The organism is Epibacterium sp. ABV4_022, from assembly GCF_056159345.1.
This window is the reverse complement of the sequence record NZ_JBSWVA010000001.1, coordinates 802633-819443: the sequence shown is the minus strand read 5'-3', so window position 1 is coordinate 819443 and position 16811 is coordinate 802633. Positions and strand designations below refer to the sequence as shown.

At 64.5% G+C, this 16811-nt stretch carries 16 protein-coding genes; 12 read left to right on the top strand and 4 right to left on the bottom strand.

Going from position 1 to position 16811, the window contains the following annotated elements:
- Positions 1-2: 2 nt before the first annotated feature.
- From ACXAF5_RS03920 to ACXAF5_RS03910, 3 genes are all read left to right on the top strand, one after another.
- Positions 3-797 (top strand): enoyl-ACP reductase FabI, encoded by a 795-nt coding sequence (locus ACXAF5_RS03920; protein WP_005676343.1) that lies wholly within the window; start codon positions 3-5, stop codon positions 795-797.
- A gap of 138 nt (positions 798-935) precedes the next feature.
- On the top strand, positions 936-1568 hold the full coding sequence (locus ACXAF5_RS03915; RefSeq protein WP_474945605.1) for an HD domain-containing protein: 633 nt from the start codon (positions 936-938) through the stop codon (positions 1566-1568).
- On the top strand, positions 1565-2179 hold the full coding sequence (locus tag ACXAF5_RS03910) for a TetR/AcrR family transcriptional regulator (protein ID WP_474945604.1): 615 nt from the start codon (positions 1565-1567) through the stop codon (positions 2177-2179). The genes ACXAF5_RS03915 and ACXAF5_RS03910 overlap by 4 nt, the downstream gene beginning before the upstream one ends.
- A 115-nt stretch (positions 2180-2294) precedes the next feature.
- On the opposite strand, the gene ACXAF5_RS03905 is transcribed toward ACXAF5_RS03910, so the two are convergent.
- Entirely contained in the window at positions 2295-3368 is a 1074-nt protein-coding gene (locus ACXAF5_RS03905) for an ABC transporter substrate-binding protein (RefSeq protein WP_474945603.1), read from the bottom strand.
- Between the two features lie 444 nt (positions 3369-3812).
- Positions 3813-4241, bottom strand: a complete 429-nt coding sequence (locus tag ACXAF5_RS03900; protein ID WP_239318918.1) for an FKBP-type peptidyl-prolyl cis-trans isomerase — start codon at positions 4239-4241, stop codon at positions 3813-3815.
- Positions 4242-4405: 164 nt separating this feature from the next.
- Here ACXAF5_RS03900 and ACXAF5_RS03895 point away from each other — a divergent pair, with 164 nt between their 5' ends.
- The 8 genes from ACXAF5_RS03895 (at position 4406) to ACXAF5_RS03860 (ending at position 12096) form a co-directional block, all read left to right on the top strand.
- Complete coding sequence (locus ACXAF5_RS03895) at positions 4406-5095, top strand: haloacid dehalogenase type II (protein ID WP_474945602.1); 690 nt, start codon at positions 4406-4408, stop codon at positions 5093-5095.
- Between the two features lie 15 nt (positions 5096-5110).
- Positions 5111-5959, top strand: a complete 849-nt coding sequence (locus ACXAF5_RS03890; protein WP_474945601.1) for an alpha/beta fold hydrolase — start codon at positions 5111-5113, stop codon at positions 5957-5959.
- Positions 5956-6933: a threonine ammonia-lyase gene (locus tag ACXAF5_RS03885; RefSeq protein ID WP_474945600.1), complete on the top strand. Its 978-nt coding sequence runs from the start codon at positions 5956-5958 to the stop codon at positions 6931-6933. Before ACXAF5_RS03890 ends, ACXAF5_RS03885 begins: the two co-directional genes overlap by 4 nt.
- Before the next feature lie 150 nt (positions 6934-7083).
- Positions 7084-7875, top strand: a complete 792-nt coding sequence (gene pcaD, locus ACXAF5_RS03880; protein ID WP_474945599.1) for a 3-oxoadipate enol-lactonase — start codon at positions 7084-7086, stop codon at positions 7873-7875.
- Entirely contained in the window at positions 7868-8596 is a 729-nt protein-coding gene (locus ACXAF5_RS03875; protein WP_474945598.1) for an alpha/beta fold hydrolase, read from the top strand. Before pcaD ends, ACXAF5_RS03875 begins: the two co-directional genes overlap by 8 nt.
- 225 nt (positions 8597-8821) lie before the next feature.
- Complete coding sequence (locus tag ACXAF5_RS03870) at positions 8822-9913, top strand: Zn-dependent alcohol dehydrogenase (RefSeq protein ID WP_474945597.1); 1092 nt, start codon at positions 8822-8824, stop codon at positions 9911-9913.
- A 154-nt stretch (positions 9914-10067) separates the two neighbouring features.
- Positions 10068-11306: a mandelate racemase/muconate lactonizing enzyme family protein gene (locus ACXAF5_RS03865; RefSeq protein ID WP_474945596.1), complete on the top strand. Its 1239-nt coding sequence runs from the start codon at positions 10068-10070 to the stop codon at positions 11304-11306.
- A 475-nt stretch (positions 11307-11781) separates the two neighbouring features.
- Positions 11782-12096 (top strand): ArsR/SmtB family transcription factor, encoded by a 315-nt coding sequence (locus ACXAF5_RS03860; protein ID WP_474945595.1) that lies wholly within the window; start codon positions 11782-11784, stop codon positions 12094-12096.
- Between the two features lie 34 nt (positions 12097-12130).
- Here the strand turns inward: ACXAF5_RS03860 and ACXAF5_RS03855 are convergent, their stop codons facing one another.
- Both ACXAF5_RS03855 and ACXAF5_RS03850 read right to left on the bottom strand, forming a co-directional pair.
- Positions 12131-12979 (bottom strand): fumarylacetoacetate hydrolase family protein, encoded by an 849-nt coding sequence (locus ACXAF5_RS03855; RefSeq protein WP_474945594.1) that lies wholly within the window; start codon positions 12977-12979, stop codon positions 12131-12133.
- A 98-nt stretch (positions 12980-13077) separates the two neighbouring features.
- Complete coding sequence (locus ACXAF5_RS03850) at positions 13078-16044, bottom strand: ABC transporter transmembrane domain-containing protein (RefSeq protein WP_474947795.1); 2967 nt, start codon at positions 16042-16044, stop codon at positions 13078-13080.
- Positions 16045-16366: 322 nt separating this feature from the next.
- Here ACXAF5_RS03850 and ACXAF5_RS03845 point away from each other — a divergent pair, with 322 nt between their 5' ends.
- Positions 16367-16756 (top strand): DUF3307 domain-containing protein, encoded by a 390-nt coding sequence (locus tag ACXAF5_RS03845; protein WP_239360190.1) that lies wholly within the window; start codon positions 16367-16369, stop codon positions 16754-16756.
- Positions 16757-16811: the final 55 nt, after the last annotated feature.

Below are 16811 nucleotides of genomic sequence, written 5' to 3'. Positions count from 1 at the left end.
CCGTGACAGGAGTATTGGCCGGCAAACGGGGCCTGATCATGGGGGTGGCAAATGACCGCTCCATCGCTTGGGGGATCGCCAAGGCGATGCATGAGGCAGGGGCCGAGCTGGCCTTTACCTATCAGGGTGAAGCCTTTGGCAAACGTCTGGAGCCGCTCGCGGCCTCTGTAGGCAGCGATTTTATGGTGGATGTGGATGTCACCGATGATGCCTCGCTCGACACCGCTTTCGAACAGCTGAGCGCGCGCTGGCCGACGATTGATTTCCTAGTTCACGCGATTGCTTACTCGGACAAGACCGAACTCACCGGTCGGTTCATCAACACCAGCCGCGCGAACTTCAAGAACTCCATGGATATCTCCGCCTATTCCTTCATCGAGGTGGCGCGTCGCGCCTATCCGTTGATGCAGGAAAACGGCGGCGGCACCATGATGACGCTGACCTATGGTGGCTCCAACCGGGTGACGCCGAACTACAACGTGATGGGTGTGGCCAAGGCCGCGCTGGAAAGCGCCACGCGCTATCTGGCCAATGACCTCGGCCCCGATGGCATCCGCGTCAATGCGATCTCTCCCGGCCCGATGAAAACGCTCGCCGGTGCTGCGATCGGTGGTGCGCGCAAGACCTACAAGCACACCGAGCAGAACGCCCCCTTGCGGTCCAATGCGACCCTTGAAGCGGTGGGCGGCACAGCGGTCTATCTGGCCTCGGACGCAGGGGCCTACACCACCGGTGAGATCATCCGCGTCGATGGCGGCTTTCACATCCTTGGCATGCCGCAGCAAGAACACCTCTGATTTCAATTAGAATTCAGACTGTTAAGGCACCCTTCGGGGTGCCTTTTCTTTTTGTCGCAGGTCGTTTTGGGTATCGGCTCTTTTATTTTATACCGAATCGCATAATAAAAGGGAACCTTTCAAGACAGGATACTTTCGATGCTTCTCACTGACCTCGTCACCCCGCCCGACACGGCCCTGTGCTCCGCCGCCGAAGAGATGGCGCGCATGGCTAGCGATCCCTTCCTTTATAACCATGTCAGCCGCTCCTATGTGTTTGGCGCGCTGGCGGCGCGCGCGACGGGCACGCAATATGACCCGGAGCTGTTTTACATCGCCGCCATGCTGCATGATCTCGGCCTCACAGAAACCTATATGGCGGAGGATCGGTTTGAGGTGGACGCCGCCGATGCCGCCGCCACGTTCCTTGCGGCACAAAACGTCGAGCAATCGCGCATTGACCGGGTCTGGGACGCGATTGCGCTGCACACGACGTTTTCGATCCCGCAGAAGAAATCGCCCGAGGCCGCGCTGGTGCAGTTCGGTGCAGGGCTGGACGTGGGCGTTATCCCACATGACCACATCACGCCGGAGGTGATGGAACAGGTGCTTGACGCCTACCCCCGTCTGGGTTTCAAAAAGGCCATGGAACAAGCGCTCACCCGGATCTACAAAGCCAAGCCCATGACAGCGATGCATAATTTTGGCGCTGATGTGGCCCATCGCCATGTGCCGGGCTTTCACCAGCCGCATTTCTGCGATGTGCTGCACGGGGCGGATTTCCCCGAATGAGCAAGGCGGGGCAGACACGCGGTCGGGGCCGTCCGCGCAAGTTCGATGAACGCGCGGTACGGCAGACCATCATGGAGACCTTCTGGCAGAAGGGCTATGCGGCCACCTCGCTCGATGATCTCTCCAAGGCAACCGGCCTTGTCCGCCCCAGCCTTTATGCCGCCTTTGGCAACAAGGAAGAAATGTTCCTGCGCGCGATGGATGATTTTGTCATCCGCGTGCAGGGCGATCTGCGCCGTCAGGTGCCGCGCAATGCCGCGCCCGAAGACGCGCTTCTGGCGGTGTTCACCGCGATGCTGGCAATCTATCAGGAGGACGGCGCTTCCGGTGCACGCGGCTGTCTGGTGTTTTCAACCGCCATTGCCGAAGCCCCCATGCACCCTGAGATCCGCACTGCGTTGCGCGCCCGGATTGCCCAAACCGATCACCAGTTCCGCCGTCTCTTTGACCACCTGGCACCGGCTGCGCCAGAGGCCTCCCGCGCAGCCGCCACAGACCTCGCCGCCGCAACTCTGCACTCTCTGGGGCTGCGCGTTCGGGCCGGCAGCGGCATCGAAGGATTGCGGGTCCTCCTCCAGCGCTCGGCCCGCAGCATCGCGTCACTGCTGTAACGGGCAGCGCCCCAGCGCCGCCCCCCCCCCCAGACACCGGGCCACAATCTGGCCCGGCAAACAAAAAAGGGGACGCCCTGGCGCCCCCTTCTCCGTCTCGATCCAATGAACCGGATCAGCTGTCGCCGCCCGAGGCGCGTTTGGACAGCATGTTCATCACGTTGTTGGCAACCTTGGTGTAGGGCGGCCAGAACAGCTCTTCGGCAAAGAACTCCGGGTTCTCGTCCAGCATCGGGTTGGCATCGACCTGCGTTGTCGCCGCCACCATGCCAAGACCATTCACGATGCGCTCCTGCACGTCCTTGCCGATGAAATAGTTGGCAAAGATCTCTGCCGCTTCCAGCTTCTCGCCCTCAAGCTTCTTGGAGAAGTTGATGGTGTCGAGCCAGACCGTGTTGCCTTCCTCGAAGTTCACGATGCTCCAGTTGCCACCTTCGGCCACATGCGCCGCTGCACCCGGCCCGTAAGAGGCCACAAACGCCAGATCGTCGCGGAATTCCGGACCGGCGCTCCAGAAGAAACCGACCTGATCGTACAGCGTGTTCATGGTCTGCTGCAGCGCGCCATCAGCCTTTTGCATCTCCGCCATCTTCTTGCGATCTCCGGAGGCATCCTGCACCGCAAACGGCGCCTCGCCCATCGCCATCAGCGCCAGCGCCACGTTGGGCTGCACCTGCCCCTCGGTCAGCGAGAGGCGGCCCTTCCATTCCGGCTTCAGAAGATCGGCGACAGAGGCGGGGTGTTCCGACACCACATCGTCATTGGCCCAGATCCCGTAGGACCCGCCGCCGAACGGCAGGTAAAGCGGACCCGCATCCGACATGCCCATCGGGATTGCGCTCAATTCCGGCAGCAGCGACGCAGCGTTGCTCAGCCGTGGCGAGGACAGATCGATGGGTTGCAACAGGTTGGAGAAGGGAAAGCCCTCCATCTGGATGTAGTTCAGCGTCAGGAAGGACACATCCACATCACCGGAACGGATCACGTCGAACATCTGCTCGGGCCCCTCGGCCAGCGTGTCCATGACGCGCACCTCGACATCATAGCCTTCGGACTTGAGGATGTCGTTCACCGCCGCAACCTCGGCCGGCAGGACATAGCCGTCCCAGGTGAAAACATTCAGATATTCGGTGGCATGCGCCATGGTGCCGCCAATGGTGAACATTGCGCCAAGAAGCAGATTCCGCATGTGAGAGAACTCCCGTTAGATAAAAACCCACCCGCAGGCCGACCGGCCGTTCTATCGGGCCGGGAACAAAACGCGGCATCACGCCAGCGCGGCAGCGGGTCTGTGGGGAAGGTCGCCGAGAGAAATGAACAGGACGTGAATCCCGATCACCGCGCTTCAGAAATGCGCGGCGCAATTGAAGTAAGTTGCGGGTGATCGCCCGGGGCGGAATGCGCTCGCGACGCGAGGCTGACGAGGCGTACAGGCGGCGCGCGCAGACGGAAGGGGGAAGAAGCGACCGCCAAACAGGTTGTGGCGGCGATCACACGGTCGGGCGGCGGCCTGTCCCCCGCCGCGCCGCAGGCGCGGCGCCGGGCCCAACCGGGAAGGATGCGCTTGCCGCGTCCCGAGCGGGCGGGAGCCCCGCCTGCCCGGCTTTCAAAGCAGTGGCAGTGATGCCTTGCCTCAGGCGATCGCCACCAGCTCCACGTCAAAGACCAGGTCCTGGCCCGCCAGACGATGGTTAGCGTCCAGGGTCACATTCGCCTCGTCCACCTCGACCACCGTCACCGGCAGTACCTGGCCTTCGGGGGTCTGCATCTGGAGCATGGTGCCGATTTCCAGCGGAATATCGTCCGGGATCCCCTCGCGCGGCACCGCCTGGCGCGCCGACGGGTTGATCGGGCCGTAGGCATCTTCGCAGGCAATCTCCAACGTCTTGGTATCGCCTTCGGCCATCTCCAGCATGCCTTCATCCATGCCCTTGATCACGTGGCCGGCGCCGACGGTGAACTCTAGCGGATCGCGCCCTTCGGAACTGTCAAAGACGGTGCCGTCCGTCAGTTTTCCGGTGTAGTGGATGCGAACCGTGTCGCCATTTTTTACCGCGGTCATAATGACCCCCTTTCGGGTTCTCTGGTGTATTTCAGGCCCAACGCCCAATGATAAAGCGCCACCCTAACGGCCATGACGGCAGAGTAAACCCGTACCAACACAATTTAGCCCATTGAGACCGGCCCCGCTTGTGGCACCTTTGCCGCGACAGGGAGACCCAAGAGATGACACTCAAGACCTGCATCTTCGACGCCTATGGCACGTTGTTCGATGTCACGGCTGCCGCCCGGCAGGCCGCCGCAGACCCGGCGTTTCCGCAGCTTGCCGACAGCTGGGCGACACTGGCGCAGGACTGGCGGCTGAAGCAGCTGCAATACACCTGGCTGCGTGCGGTCGTCGGCGCCCATGCAGATTTCTGGCAGATCACACAGGACGGCCTCGACTGGGCGTTGGAGGCCGCGGGCCTGACCGACCAGCCGGCGTTGCGGCAACGGTTGCTCGACCTCTATTGGCAGCTCGCCGCCTATCCGGAGGTTCCGGCGATGCTGCAGGCGCTGAAGGCGGCAGGCTACAACACCGGCATCCTGTCGAACGGCTCGCCCGACATGCTGACGGGGGCGGTGGACTCGGCCGGGATTTCCGAATGCCTCGATGCGGTGCTGTCGGTCGAAAGCGTCGGCGTCTTCAAACCCGCTGCTGCCGTCTATGATCTGGTGGGCGCGCATTTTGGCGATGATCCATCCGACGTGCTGTTTGTGTCCTCCAACGGCTGGGACGCCGGTTGTGCAACCGGCTATGGCTTTACCACGGTCTGGGTCAACCGGGGCAGCGAGCCGGTTGATCGGCTGCCCTGGCGTCCCACCCATATCCTGACCGACCTGAGCACCGTGCCCGACATTGCCGCCTCCTGCTGAGAAAGACCCTGTTACATGAGCCGTTTCACCACGCCCGACGGGCTGTCGCTCTACTATGAAACCCACGGCAACCGCGATGGAGTGCCGCTGATCTGCCTGCCCGGGCTGACCCGCGACGGGCAGGATTTCCGCTATGTTCTGCCGCATCTTGCCGATTACCACGTGATCCTGCTGGACCTGCGCGGCCGGGGGCGTTCCGACTATGCCGAGGACCCCGGCAGCTACAACATCCTGACCGAAGCCGGGGATGTGGTCGCGCTGATGGATCATCTCGACCTGTCCCGTGCCGCCATCCTGGGCACCTCGCGCGGCGGGCTCGTCGCCATGGCCATTGCCGGCACCGCCCGGGACCGGCTGTCGGCGGTGATCGTGAATGATGTCGGCCCGGACATCGCCGACACGGGGCTCGGGCGCATATTCGACTATCTGGGGCGGCGACCAGCCGCAAAAACCCACGCGCAGGCTGCGCAGGCGCTCGGGGCCGCGATGACTCCGGCCTTTTCCGGCGTCCCGTCGCAGCGCTGGCTGGAAGAGGCACAGACCTTCTACAAGGAAACCCCGGACGGGCTGGAGCTGCGCTATGATGCCCGCCTGCGGGACGCGATGCTGGCCCAGGCCGAGGCCGTGGCGGAAATGGAGGAGAAACCCAGCCTCTGGCCGTGGTTCGCCGCACTCGACGGCCTGCCCTGCGGCGTCATCCGTGGAGCACAGTCCGACATCCTCTCGGCCGAGACCTATGCGGAAATGCAGCGCCGCCTGCCCGCGCTGCGCGCGGTGGAACTGCCAGATCGCGGCCATGTGCCCTTTCTCGATGAGCCCGCCGCCCTGTCCCTTATCCACTACGTATTGAAAGACGCCCAATGACCACACTCGCCATGATCGAGGCCGCCGCCGCGCGGCTCAAGGGCCATGCCCGTCGCACGCCGCTGCTGTCCTCGCCGTTTCTCGACGAGATCGCGGGCCGCCGTCTCCTGGTGAAGGCCGAGTGCCTGCAACACACCGGATCGTTCAAGTTCCGCGGCGGCTGGGCGGCGCTCTCGGCGCTTTCCCCGGAGCTGCGCACACGCGGCGTCATCGCCTATTCCTCTGGCAACCACGCACAGGGCGTTGCCGCCGCCGCCAAGGCCCATGGCTCGCCCGCGGTCATCGTGATGCCTGCCGATGCGCCCCGGCTCAAGATCGACAACACCCGCGCCCTCGGCGCCGAGGTCGTTCTCTATGACCGCGCCGCCGGTGAGAGCCGCGAAGCCGCCGCCGCACCGCTGGTCGAGAGCCGCGGCCTCACCCTGATCAAACCCTATGACGAACCCGAGGTGATCGCAGGTCAGGGCACCACCGGCCTGGAGATCGCCGATCAGGCCGCGGAGCTTGGCATTACGGAGGCCGACGTCCTGGTCTGCTGCGGCGGCGGAGGTCTGACCTCCGGCATCGCGCTGGCACTGGAAGATCGCGCGCCGGGGATGCGCGTGCGCCCGACAGAGCCAGAAGGGTTCGATGACGTGGTGCGCTCGCAGGCCGCAGGCCGGATCGAGACCAATGCCGCGCCCACCGGCTCCATCTGCGATGCGATCCTGACCCCGGCCCCGGGCGAAATCACCTGGCCGCTGCTGTCCCGCCTCTGCGCGCCGGGCATCACCATCACCGATGCCGAAGCACAACAGGCCATGGCGCTGGCCTTTCAGCGCCTCAAGATCGTGCTGGAACCCGGCGGCGCCGCGTCTCTGGCCGCTGCCCTGTTCCACGGTTCGGACCTTGAGGGCGATACCGTGATCGCGGTTGCCACCGGCGGCAATGTGGACACCGAGACCTTTACCGAGGCGCTCGCGCGCTTTGGCTGAGACGGCCCCTGCCGCGCGTGTGCGACCGTCATTCGAAGTGTCCCGGTCGCTGGCCACTTCTGACAGATCCGGCTAGGGTCGGGGGCCTCACCCCACCCTGATCGGACCCGGCGTCCGGTCCGCACAGCGCAGAACCAAAGAGCCCCACCCATGCCCCTCGCAGACCTCGGCGACGTCCAGTTGAACTACACCCTACGCGGTCCGGAGACGGCCCCACCCGTGGTGTTTGCCCATGCGCTTGGTACCGATCAGCACATCTGGGATCGCGTGATCGACCTTCTGCCCGACGGCCTGCGTATCCTGACCTTCGACCTGCGCGGTCACGGAGGGTCCTCGGTGCCCGACGGTCCCTACTCCATGGGCACGCTGGTGCGCGACACGGAACGATTGATGGAGTTCTGCGAGATCCGCGACAGCCTCTTTGTTGGCCTCTCCATCGGCGGCATGATCGCCCAGGGTCTCGCGGTCAAGCGGCTCGATCAGATCCGGGCGCTGGTGCTGTCGAACACCGCCGCAAAGATCGGGACGCCAGAAATCTGGCAGCGCAGGATGGCGGCGATCCGCAGCGGTGGCATGGCCGCCATAAGCACAGACACCATGCAGCGCTGGTTTCCCCGGGCCCATGTGAAATCGGGTGCCCACGCCCCGACACAGGCACAGATCGAAAACTGCCCACCGGAAGGATACCTGGGCTGCTGCGCCGCCATCGCCGGAACCGATTTCTACACGCCGACCTCCGGCCTGCGGCTGCCGGCCCTCGGGATTGCCGGCTCCGAGGACGGTTCGACGCCGCCGGATCTGGTGCGCGAGACCGTCGATCTGATCCCCGGCTCGCAGTTCACCCTGTTGCGCCGGACGGGGCATGTGCCGCCCATCGACCAGCCCGAAACCTATGCCGAACGGCTCACACATTTCATGCAGGAGATCGCTCACCTTGGCTGATATTCTTCTCGTACACGGGTCCTGCCACGGCGCCTGGTGCTGGCGCGACCTGATCCCGGCCCTGGCCGCATATGGCCATACCGTGCGCACCATCGACCTGCCCGGCCACGGCGACGGGCGTTCGCCAGCAGATGTCAGCCTGGACGACAGCTGCCGGGCAGTGGCCGCCCAGATCACGCCAGACACAATTGTCGTCGGACACTCCTGGGCCGGTTTTCCGATCACCGGCGCCGTGGCCCACGCCTGCCCACGCGGGCTGATCTACCTCTGCGCCTATGTCCCGATCTCCGGCATGTCGCTGATCGACATGCGCCGGGCCGGTCCACGCCAGACCATCGGCAGCGCGGCGGTCAAATCCGAGGACGGGCACAGCTACACGGTCCATCCGGATGCTGCGCCGGAGCTGTTCTATCACGACTGCCCGCCCGACGCGGTGTCTTTCGCGCTGGAGCATATCTGCCCGCAGCCGATCCGGCCACAGGCGACGCCCCTCACCGTTCCCGACCGCTGGAGCAGCCTGCCCAAGCACTACATCCGCTGTACACACGACCGGACCATCCCGCCCGAGTATCAGGCCAGCATGACCGCGGACTGGCCGGACGCGCAGGTCCATGTTCTGGACAGCGCTCATTCCCCGTTCTTTGCCGCGCCTCAACCGCTGGCCAGATTGATCGACCAGATCACGGCCAATATCCCGGACCCGTCGGAGCCGCGATTTTAGAGCCCCCCGGGGGCGGGCGTGCACGCGGGCCGGAACACCGCGTGTTCGCCTCCCTCGGTGCGCCATGCCCCGCACCGCCCCCCGGGCCCGGTGGCCCCGTTCGGCGCGCCTCTCTACCCCCCTCCCCGATGCCGTTGCGTAAAACCGACACTTCAGCGCCGTTTTCCGCATTGCAGTGCGCCAGAGCGCCCGTCACCCTGACCTCAACCGACGAGGAGACGAACCATGCAGTTGATCAAGGCCGCAGTGTGCCACACACATGGCGCCCCGCTTGTGATCAAAGAAATCCGGATCGCACCACCCGGAGCGGGCGAAGTCGAAGTGACCCTCGATGCCGTCGCGATCTGCCACAGCGACATCTCCTATGCCGACGGGGCCTGGGGCGGCCCGCTGCCTGCGGTCTTCGGACATGAGGCCGCCGGGCGCGTCACCGCGGTTGGCGCCGGTGTCGAAGGGTTCGCCCCCGGCGATGATGTGATCGTGACCCTGATCCGGGCCTGCGGCAGCTGCCCCACATGTGCTGCGGGTCGCCCCGTCAACTGTGCCACGCCCCGGGACAGGACCGGCGGGCCCCTAACCACCGCGGAAGGAACCCCCATGCTTCAGGCGATGGACTGCGGTGCGTTTGCCGAAAAGGTCGTGGTCAGCGCCCGACAGATCGTGAAGATCCCCGCGCAGATCCCCAAGGACGTGGCGGCGCTGATCTCCTGTGGCGTGATCACCGGCATCGGCGGAGCGGTCAACACCGCCCACCTGCGACCGGGCGAGGACGTCGTGGTCATCGGCGCCGGCGGCGTCGGGCTCAATGCGATCCAGGGTGCCCGCATCGCCGGCGCCCGCCGTATCGTGGCGGTTGACATGAGCACCGAAAAGCTCGCGATTGCACAGGAGTTCGGCGCAACCCACGGCATCCTCGCAACTGATCCGAAACCCTGGCGCGCTGCCTTCGAAGCGCTCGGCGGGAAGGGCGCGGAGGTTGTGCTGATTACCGTCGGCGCCATTCCCGCCTACGAGCAGGCCCCCCGCTATCTCGGAGCGGGGGGACGCGCGGTGATGATCGGAATGCCGCACTCCGGCCAGACGGCCCGCTACGAACCGGTGGTGATGGCCGCCCTGGGCCAGGGGTTGCTGGGCTCCAAGATGGGCGATGTGGTGATCCAGCGGGACGTGCCCTGGATCGTCGATCTCTACCAGCAGGGCCGCCTGAAGCTGGACGAGCTGATCTCGGGGCGCTGGTCGCTGGCGCAGATCAACGACGCCATCGCCGATACCAGAACCGGCAGCGCCAAACGCAATGTGATCCTCTTCGACCGCTGAGGATTGCACCCTGACGCAGGGATCCGGGCCACCAGGCCCGGACCCGGGGGGGGGGGGGGGGGGGGGGGGGGGGGGGGGGGGGGGGGGGGGGGGGGGAGGGGGGGGGGCGCTCCCGCCTCCACCCGATCTGCAGACCATCAAAGGACCGAGAGATATGAAACTCCAGGACCTCGACATCATCATCACCGCGCCCCCCGCTCCGGGCTGGGGCGGGCGCTACTGGATTCTCGTCAAACTCACCACCGACACCGGCATCACCGGCTGGGGGGAATGCTATGCCTCCACTGTCGGCCCCAAGGCAATGACCGCCGTGATCGAGGACATCTTTGCCCGCCATATGCAGGGTGAAAACCCCGAGAACATCGAGCTGATGTTCCGCCGGGCCTATTCCTCCGGCTTCACCCAGCGCCCGGATCCAACCGTGATGGGAGCCTTCTCCGGTCTCGAAATCGCCTGCTGGGACATCCTCGGCAAGGATCGCGACCGACCGGTGCATGCCCTCCTTGGCGGGCGGATGAACGACCGTATCCGCGCGTATACCTACCTCTACCCCTTGCCGCACCACGACATCAGCACCTTCTGGACCTCTCCCGAAATGGCCGCCGACTCCGCCCGCGATGCCGTCGCGCGCGGATACACGGCGGTGAAATTCGACCCCGCCGGCCCCTACACCATTCGCGGCGGCCACATGCCCGCCATGTCCGACATCAGCCTCTCGGTCGCCTTCTGCAAGGCGATCCGCGACGCGGTCGGCGACAGGGCAGATCTCCTGTTCGGCACCCATGGCCAGTTCAACACCGCGGGCGCAATCCGCATGGGCCAGGCGCTCGAACCCTATAGCCCGCTCTGGTACGAAGAACCCACCCCGCCGGATATGGTCGAGGACATGGCCCGCGTGGCCCGACAGGTCCGCATCCCGGTCTCCGCCGGGGAACGCCTATCCACCAAGGCCGAATTCGGCGCGCTCCTGCGGGCCGGTGCCGCGGAAATCCTGCAACCCGCACTCGGACGCGCCGGCGGGATCTGGGAAATGAAGAAAGTCGCCGCCATGGCCGAAGTGTTCAATGCCCAGATGGCGCCGCATCTCTACGCCGGCCCGGTGGAATGGGCGGCCAATATCCAGTTCGCCGCCTCCATCCCCAACCTGCTGATGGCGGAAACCATCGAAACCCCCTTTCACGATGCGCTTATCAAATCCTCGATCCGGGTCGAACAGGGCTTTGTCACGCCGCCATCCTCGGCGGGCCTCGGCATCGAGGTGGACGAGGACCTCGCCCGCGCGCATCCGTTTACCGGCGACGACCTGCACCTCAACATGCAAGAAGCGCCCTGCGACTATGCAAACGGCAATGCGTTTCAGGGGGGTGCTCCGGTTCTGGACGGCGACACCTAGCGGTTCCCTGGACCGCAAGTCACCCAGCGCCACACGCAGCGCAGATAACGCGGCACCGGTGTCACCCCACCGGCGCATCAGCCCTGAACTTCCCAAACCAGCCGGCGGACTAGCAACAGTCCGCCGGCTGCCGCGCACAGCGCCTGATTCCCGCATGTAGCCAGACAGGCAATGCCCCTCACAGGTGGCCCCACGCCTGTCGTAACCTTGCGCCCGGAGCCCGTCCTCACGGCGACGTGTCTGGACATTTCCAGCGCATTGCCGCTAGGACAAATTTTCCAACCTCGCCAGATCCGGCGAGGCGTTCCCGCAAAAAGTGAGCGGAGGTTTGCTAAAATGAATAAATATTTGCCAAAACTCTTGCGATCCCCCTACAAGACGTGAACTTACTCTAGTTAGCGTCAGCCCTATGGCCTGACACACTCAGCCTGCGCCCGTGCAGGATCAACGACGGCCCCGAGAGTAGACCCTGACCATGACTGAAACACTGGACATGCCCGCCCCCGACATGGCAGATCGCGCGTCTGACGCCGCAACCCTGTTGAAAGCCCTGGCGCATGAGGGACGCCTGATGATCCTGTGCTATCTCGCAGGCGAGCAGGAGCTTTCGGTGGGCGCGCTCGAAGACAGGCTGGGCAAGCGGCAGGCCGCGGTCAGCCAGCTGCTCTCCCGCCTGCGCGAAGATCGGCTGGTTGTGGCCCGGCGCGAGGGCAAGACGGTCTATTATTCCCTTGCCGACGGACCGGCCACAAGCATCCTCGATACACTGCACGACATCTATTGCAGCTGACGGGTCCGCGCCGCCCAGGCGCGGTGTCCCGGACTTAGTGGTCGGCGCGCACGCTTTGCCGCTGACGGCCAAGCCCCTGAATTTCCAACTCCATAACATCACCCTCCTGAAGAAAGATCGGCGTGGGCTTCTGCCCCATGCCGACCCCGGGCGGGGTTCCGGTGGCGATGACATCACCGGGATGCAGCGTCATCAGCTGGCTGAGATGGCTGATGATCTCAGCCACGGAAAAGATCATCCGGCTGGTATGCCCGGTCTGCATCCGCTGGCCGTTCACATCGCATGACAGGTCGAGCGCCTGAGGGTCGGGCACCTCATCAGCGGTGACCAGCCACGGACCAATGGGACCAAAGGTGTCGCAGCTCTTGCCCTTGGTCCACTGCCCGGTCAATTGCATCTGGAAGTCGCGTTCCGAGACATCATTCACAACGCAGTAGCCCGCCACATGGTCCAACGCGTCTTCCACTGTGACGTATTTTGCCGCCTGACCGATCACCACGCCCAGCTCGACTTCCCAATCCGTCGCCTTCGACCCTCGGGGAATGCACACGTCATCGCAGGCGCCTATGATCGCCGAATTTGCTTTCATGAAAAGAATGGGGTGTGCCGGGGGGGACGCCCCCACTTCCTGGGCATGATCGGAATAGTTGAGTCCGATGCAGAGGAACTTGCCGACACCTCCGACGCAGGGCGCATAGTCGAGTGCTCCCTCCAATTCGGGCAGTGCGCGGGCGTCCAGTGCCGCGATCGCCGCCAGCACGGATGGGTTCAGCGTCTCCGGCGTGACATCCGCGACATGCTGGGCCAGATCCCGGGGCACGCCCTCCGCGTCAATCAAGCCGGGGCGGACCCCTTCGGCGGTCCGGTAGCGAAACAGTTTCATGCGTTCTCTCCCTGATTTTCATTGGTATGTTTGGCCCGCCTGAGCGGCCCGCCTGGCACCCCGGAGGGCCGCCTGTCGCATCACGCCGGATCGCAATCTCAGCTGGAGACGTATCCCGCGACCACCTGCAACAGCTTGAAGGCCGTATTGGCATCATTCTCCACCACGGCGAGGAACTCCTCCTCACCGATCCGCAGGCAGGTCAGGTCGCTTTCCGCGACCATCGACAAGGCGCGGGGCTCCTTGCGGATCAGGCCAAGTTCTCCGACCAGCCGACCCGGCCCGACCCGCGCGATCATCTGCGCCTGCGTGCCGTCGTCATCGGACGGCAGGTAGAGCCCCGCCTCGCCCTCGATGATCATATAGGCCCCGTCGGTGGCCGCATCATCCTTGTGGAACACGGCAGTGCCCGGTGCCGCCTCATACCAGCGCGCGCCAAAGGCCAGCAGTCGCAGCTGGCGGCGGTTGAGGCCGGAGAACAGCTCTGTGGTTTCCAGCGCGCGCAGCTTGCGCGACAGATCCGCCGCCGAGGCGCTGTCCTCGTCGCCAGTCTCCCGGTCGTCGGCGCGTTCGTCCTTCAGGCGTCCTTGCCGCAGTTCGAAATAATGGTCGAACCGATCCGGGTCCCGGAACGCCGGTTCAAGGAAGATCAGCGTGGTTTGCGGCAGCAGCTCGCGCAGATTGTCCTGCATGGCGCGGCGGGTGTCGCGATCAAAACTGGCCAGGGCGCTGTCGAGGATGAGCACATCCGGGCGCTTGATCGACGCGCGGCAGAAGGCCAGCGGCTCGGCAAAGCTCTGCCCCAGCCCCTGCCCGCCGACGGACACCGGCAGGTCGAAGATCAGCTCCACCACCATTTCGCGCACGCCGGCCTCGTCGATCACCTCGGCAACCGCCTTGCGCAGATCCTCGGCCCGCGCGCCGGCACTGTCCGAAATCTTGCCGAAGATGGCGTTCTCCAGCACGGTGAAACCGGGCGCGAAATCGCCCTCGTAGAGCGGCACAAAAATATCGTCGAGCGTGTCCAGAAGCTCGCGCCCATGGCTGTCGCGCAGGGACAGGATGCGGTCCTCGATCTCAGTGCTGAAGGCCGGCCCCAGCGCCTCGGCAGAGATCGAGAAGGGCACGATCATCATCTGCGCCAGCTCTTCCGGTTCCAGCGCCTCGGTGCCCTTGGATTTCACCTTTTGCAGCAATTGCAATGCGGCCTCATAGTCCGAGGCCTCAAGTCCCAGCTTGCGGAACAACGGATGCACGGTGCCGTCCATGCCAAAGATCTGCCGCAGCATTTCCAGCACGTCCTGCGCCAGCATCACCAGGTCCTTGTCGAGCCCGATACGGCGCACCGTCTCCAGAAAGTCGCTCTGCTGTCGCAACAGCTCGTAGGTGATCGGCACCGAGCGCGTCGCATAGAGCAGGTTCTCCACCACCGGCAACGCGGGGTTATACTGTTCGCGATTGTTAAAATGGGCAAAGGCATCCAGCCCCGCATCCATCAGCGCCAGCTGCACATGCGGGCGCAGTTTCACCAGCGCATCGGCCAGTTTCGGATGCTCCGCCCGGTCAAAGATCTGGTCCATGCCCCGCCGCAGCAGCGCCGTGTCAGAGCCGATGCCCTCGACGATGCGCAACCACCAGTCGCGCAGCTCCTCCGGCTTCTCAAACCCGGCAATGCGCGGATCGACCCAGTTCACATCAAAGGGATCGGGGCTGTTGCCCGCACGGATGGCATCGCGCTGGACGCGGGGATCGGAAGGATCCTCCAACGGGCGCACCCGCAGTGGCATCAGCACGTTTTCCCCGAACGATCCCTGAAACAGCGCCGGGCGCGAGGTGGCATGGCCGACCCGCGTTGCCAGCACCATCTGGTGCAGCTCGCGAATGTTGTGTCCGGCCAGGGTGACCGTGCCCGATGCGGGGAGCACCTCACGGGTCAGAACCTCCGCCAGAGCGCGGCGGTCCTCTTCGGACGGCGCGGCGATGCCGATCAACTCGCCCTTGGGGAAGGTCGCCGTCAGTTCCTCCAGCACCAGATTGCCATCCGCATCGCGCACGCTGACGCCGTCCAGCACGATGTCGCCGTCCAGATGCGGCAGCGTCTCCGGCTCGCCCTGCATCAGGCGCTCATCCACCATGTCCGGCGGCGCGAACCGCTCCAGGATCACCTCCCAGCGCAGCGCCATGTCCTGGGTCTGGTTGTAATAAGTCAGCAGTTCCTTCCACGGCGAGGCAAGATCCTTGTAGGCCGCCAGAGCCGCAACCAGCGCCCCGAGCGAGACCTTGCCCTCCAGCACCAGATAGCCGCCAACCGCGTAGAAGAAGAACGGCGTCAGCTGGGTGATGAAGTTGTTGAGGAACTTCATGAAGAACTTTTTCTGATAGATCTCGAAGCGGATCTCGTAGAGCCGTCCCAGTCGATCCGTCACCCGCGCCATGCGGTAGCGCCAGCCGCCATTCACCCGCAGCGTCGCCGCCCCGGCGGCGCTTTCGCCGATCTCCGAGGCCAGCGCGCGCACCTGCTGGATGCGCTTCTTGTTGAGCTTGTTGATCCGCCGCTGCAACAGCGGAATCAGCCAGCCCTGCAAGGGAATGAGGGCGATCGCGGCGAGACCGAACCAGACATTCTGCGCAAACAGGAAATACAGGATGGTCAGCATCTGGCCGGCCTGGAGCACCGGCTGGCTGACCGCATCCCCCATCAGCCCGCCCATGGGCTCGGATTCGGAGGTGATCATCGACACCAGTTCGCCCTGACTTGTGCGCTCGAAATAGGGCTGCGGGAACCGCAACACCCGCGCGATCAGACTGTAGCGAAACCGGCGCAGCATACGCTCTGCCAGCACACCTTTCATGGTGTTGATGCGCATCTTGGTCAGCCCATGCGCCAGCACCGCAAGCAGGAAGGCACCGCAAAGAAGCCACAGGTAGGTGAGCTGATCCACCTGATGGCCCCAGACCTCGACCACGGAGCTCTGCGCCCCGATGGCGTCATTGATGATCCGCTTGGGCAGCTCCAGCGTCAGATAGAGCAGCGGGAACAGACAGGCCGTGACCACCAGGAGAATCAGCTGGTCGCGCTTGGAGTACTTCCAGATGAATTGGAAAAGCGAGCGTTCTATGGGAGGAGCTCCAAAGATCAGGTGACAGGACGCGGCCTGTAGGATGTGACGGTTATTATGCAGTGTTTTGCCATGGGTAGCGCGGTTTGACCATGGCAGGCAATGGCGCAGGCACAGGCGCGATCCCAGCCTAGAAAGCTGGCTGGAACGCGTCTGTGAGCTATGTCACAGACAGTCGAATGCGGTATTTGCGATACAGGACAAACACCGTAAGGTCCGCCGGGGTAACATGCCCGCGCGAAACGCAACTGCAAGAGGAGCGCCTGTTTTGCCTGAGAATGTCGGGATCGTCCTGCTGCTGATCTGCCTGCTCGAGGTCAAGCATATGTTTGCCGACTTCTACCTGCAGACCAAAAAGATGCTGTCAGGCCGGTGCCAGTATTTTCATCCCGGCCGGGCGCAGCACGCGGGCGTCCACGCTCTGGCCTCGGTGGTTGTCCTGTTCATTGTCGGCAGCCCCCCATGGTTCATCGTTGCCGTCTGTGCCGCGGAATGGGTGATCCATTTCAATATCGACTTCTGGAAAGCGCACCACACAGAGTGCCACAAGCTCGACCCCACCCAGGGGGCATTCTGGCGCGCCATGGGCACCGATCAGCTGCTGCATCACCTGACCTACGTGGGCATGGCCGCAGCCTGGGCAACGGTTTCGTTCTGACATCTCGCCCCGCGGCCGGATCATCCGGCCGCAGATCCTGTGCGCCTGACCCTCC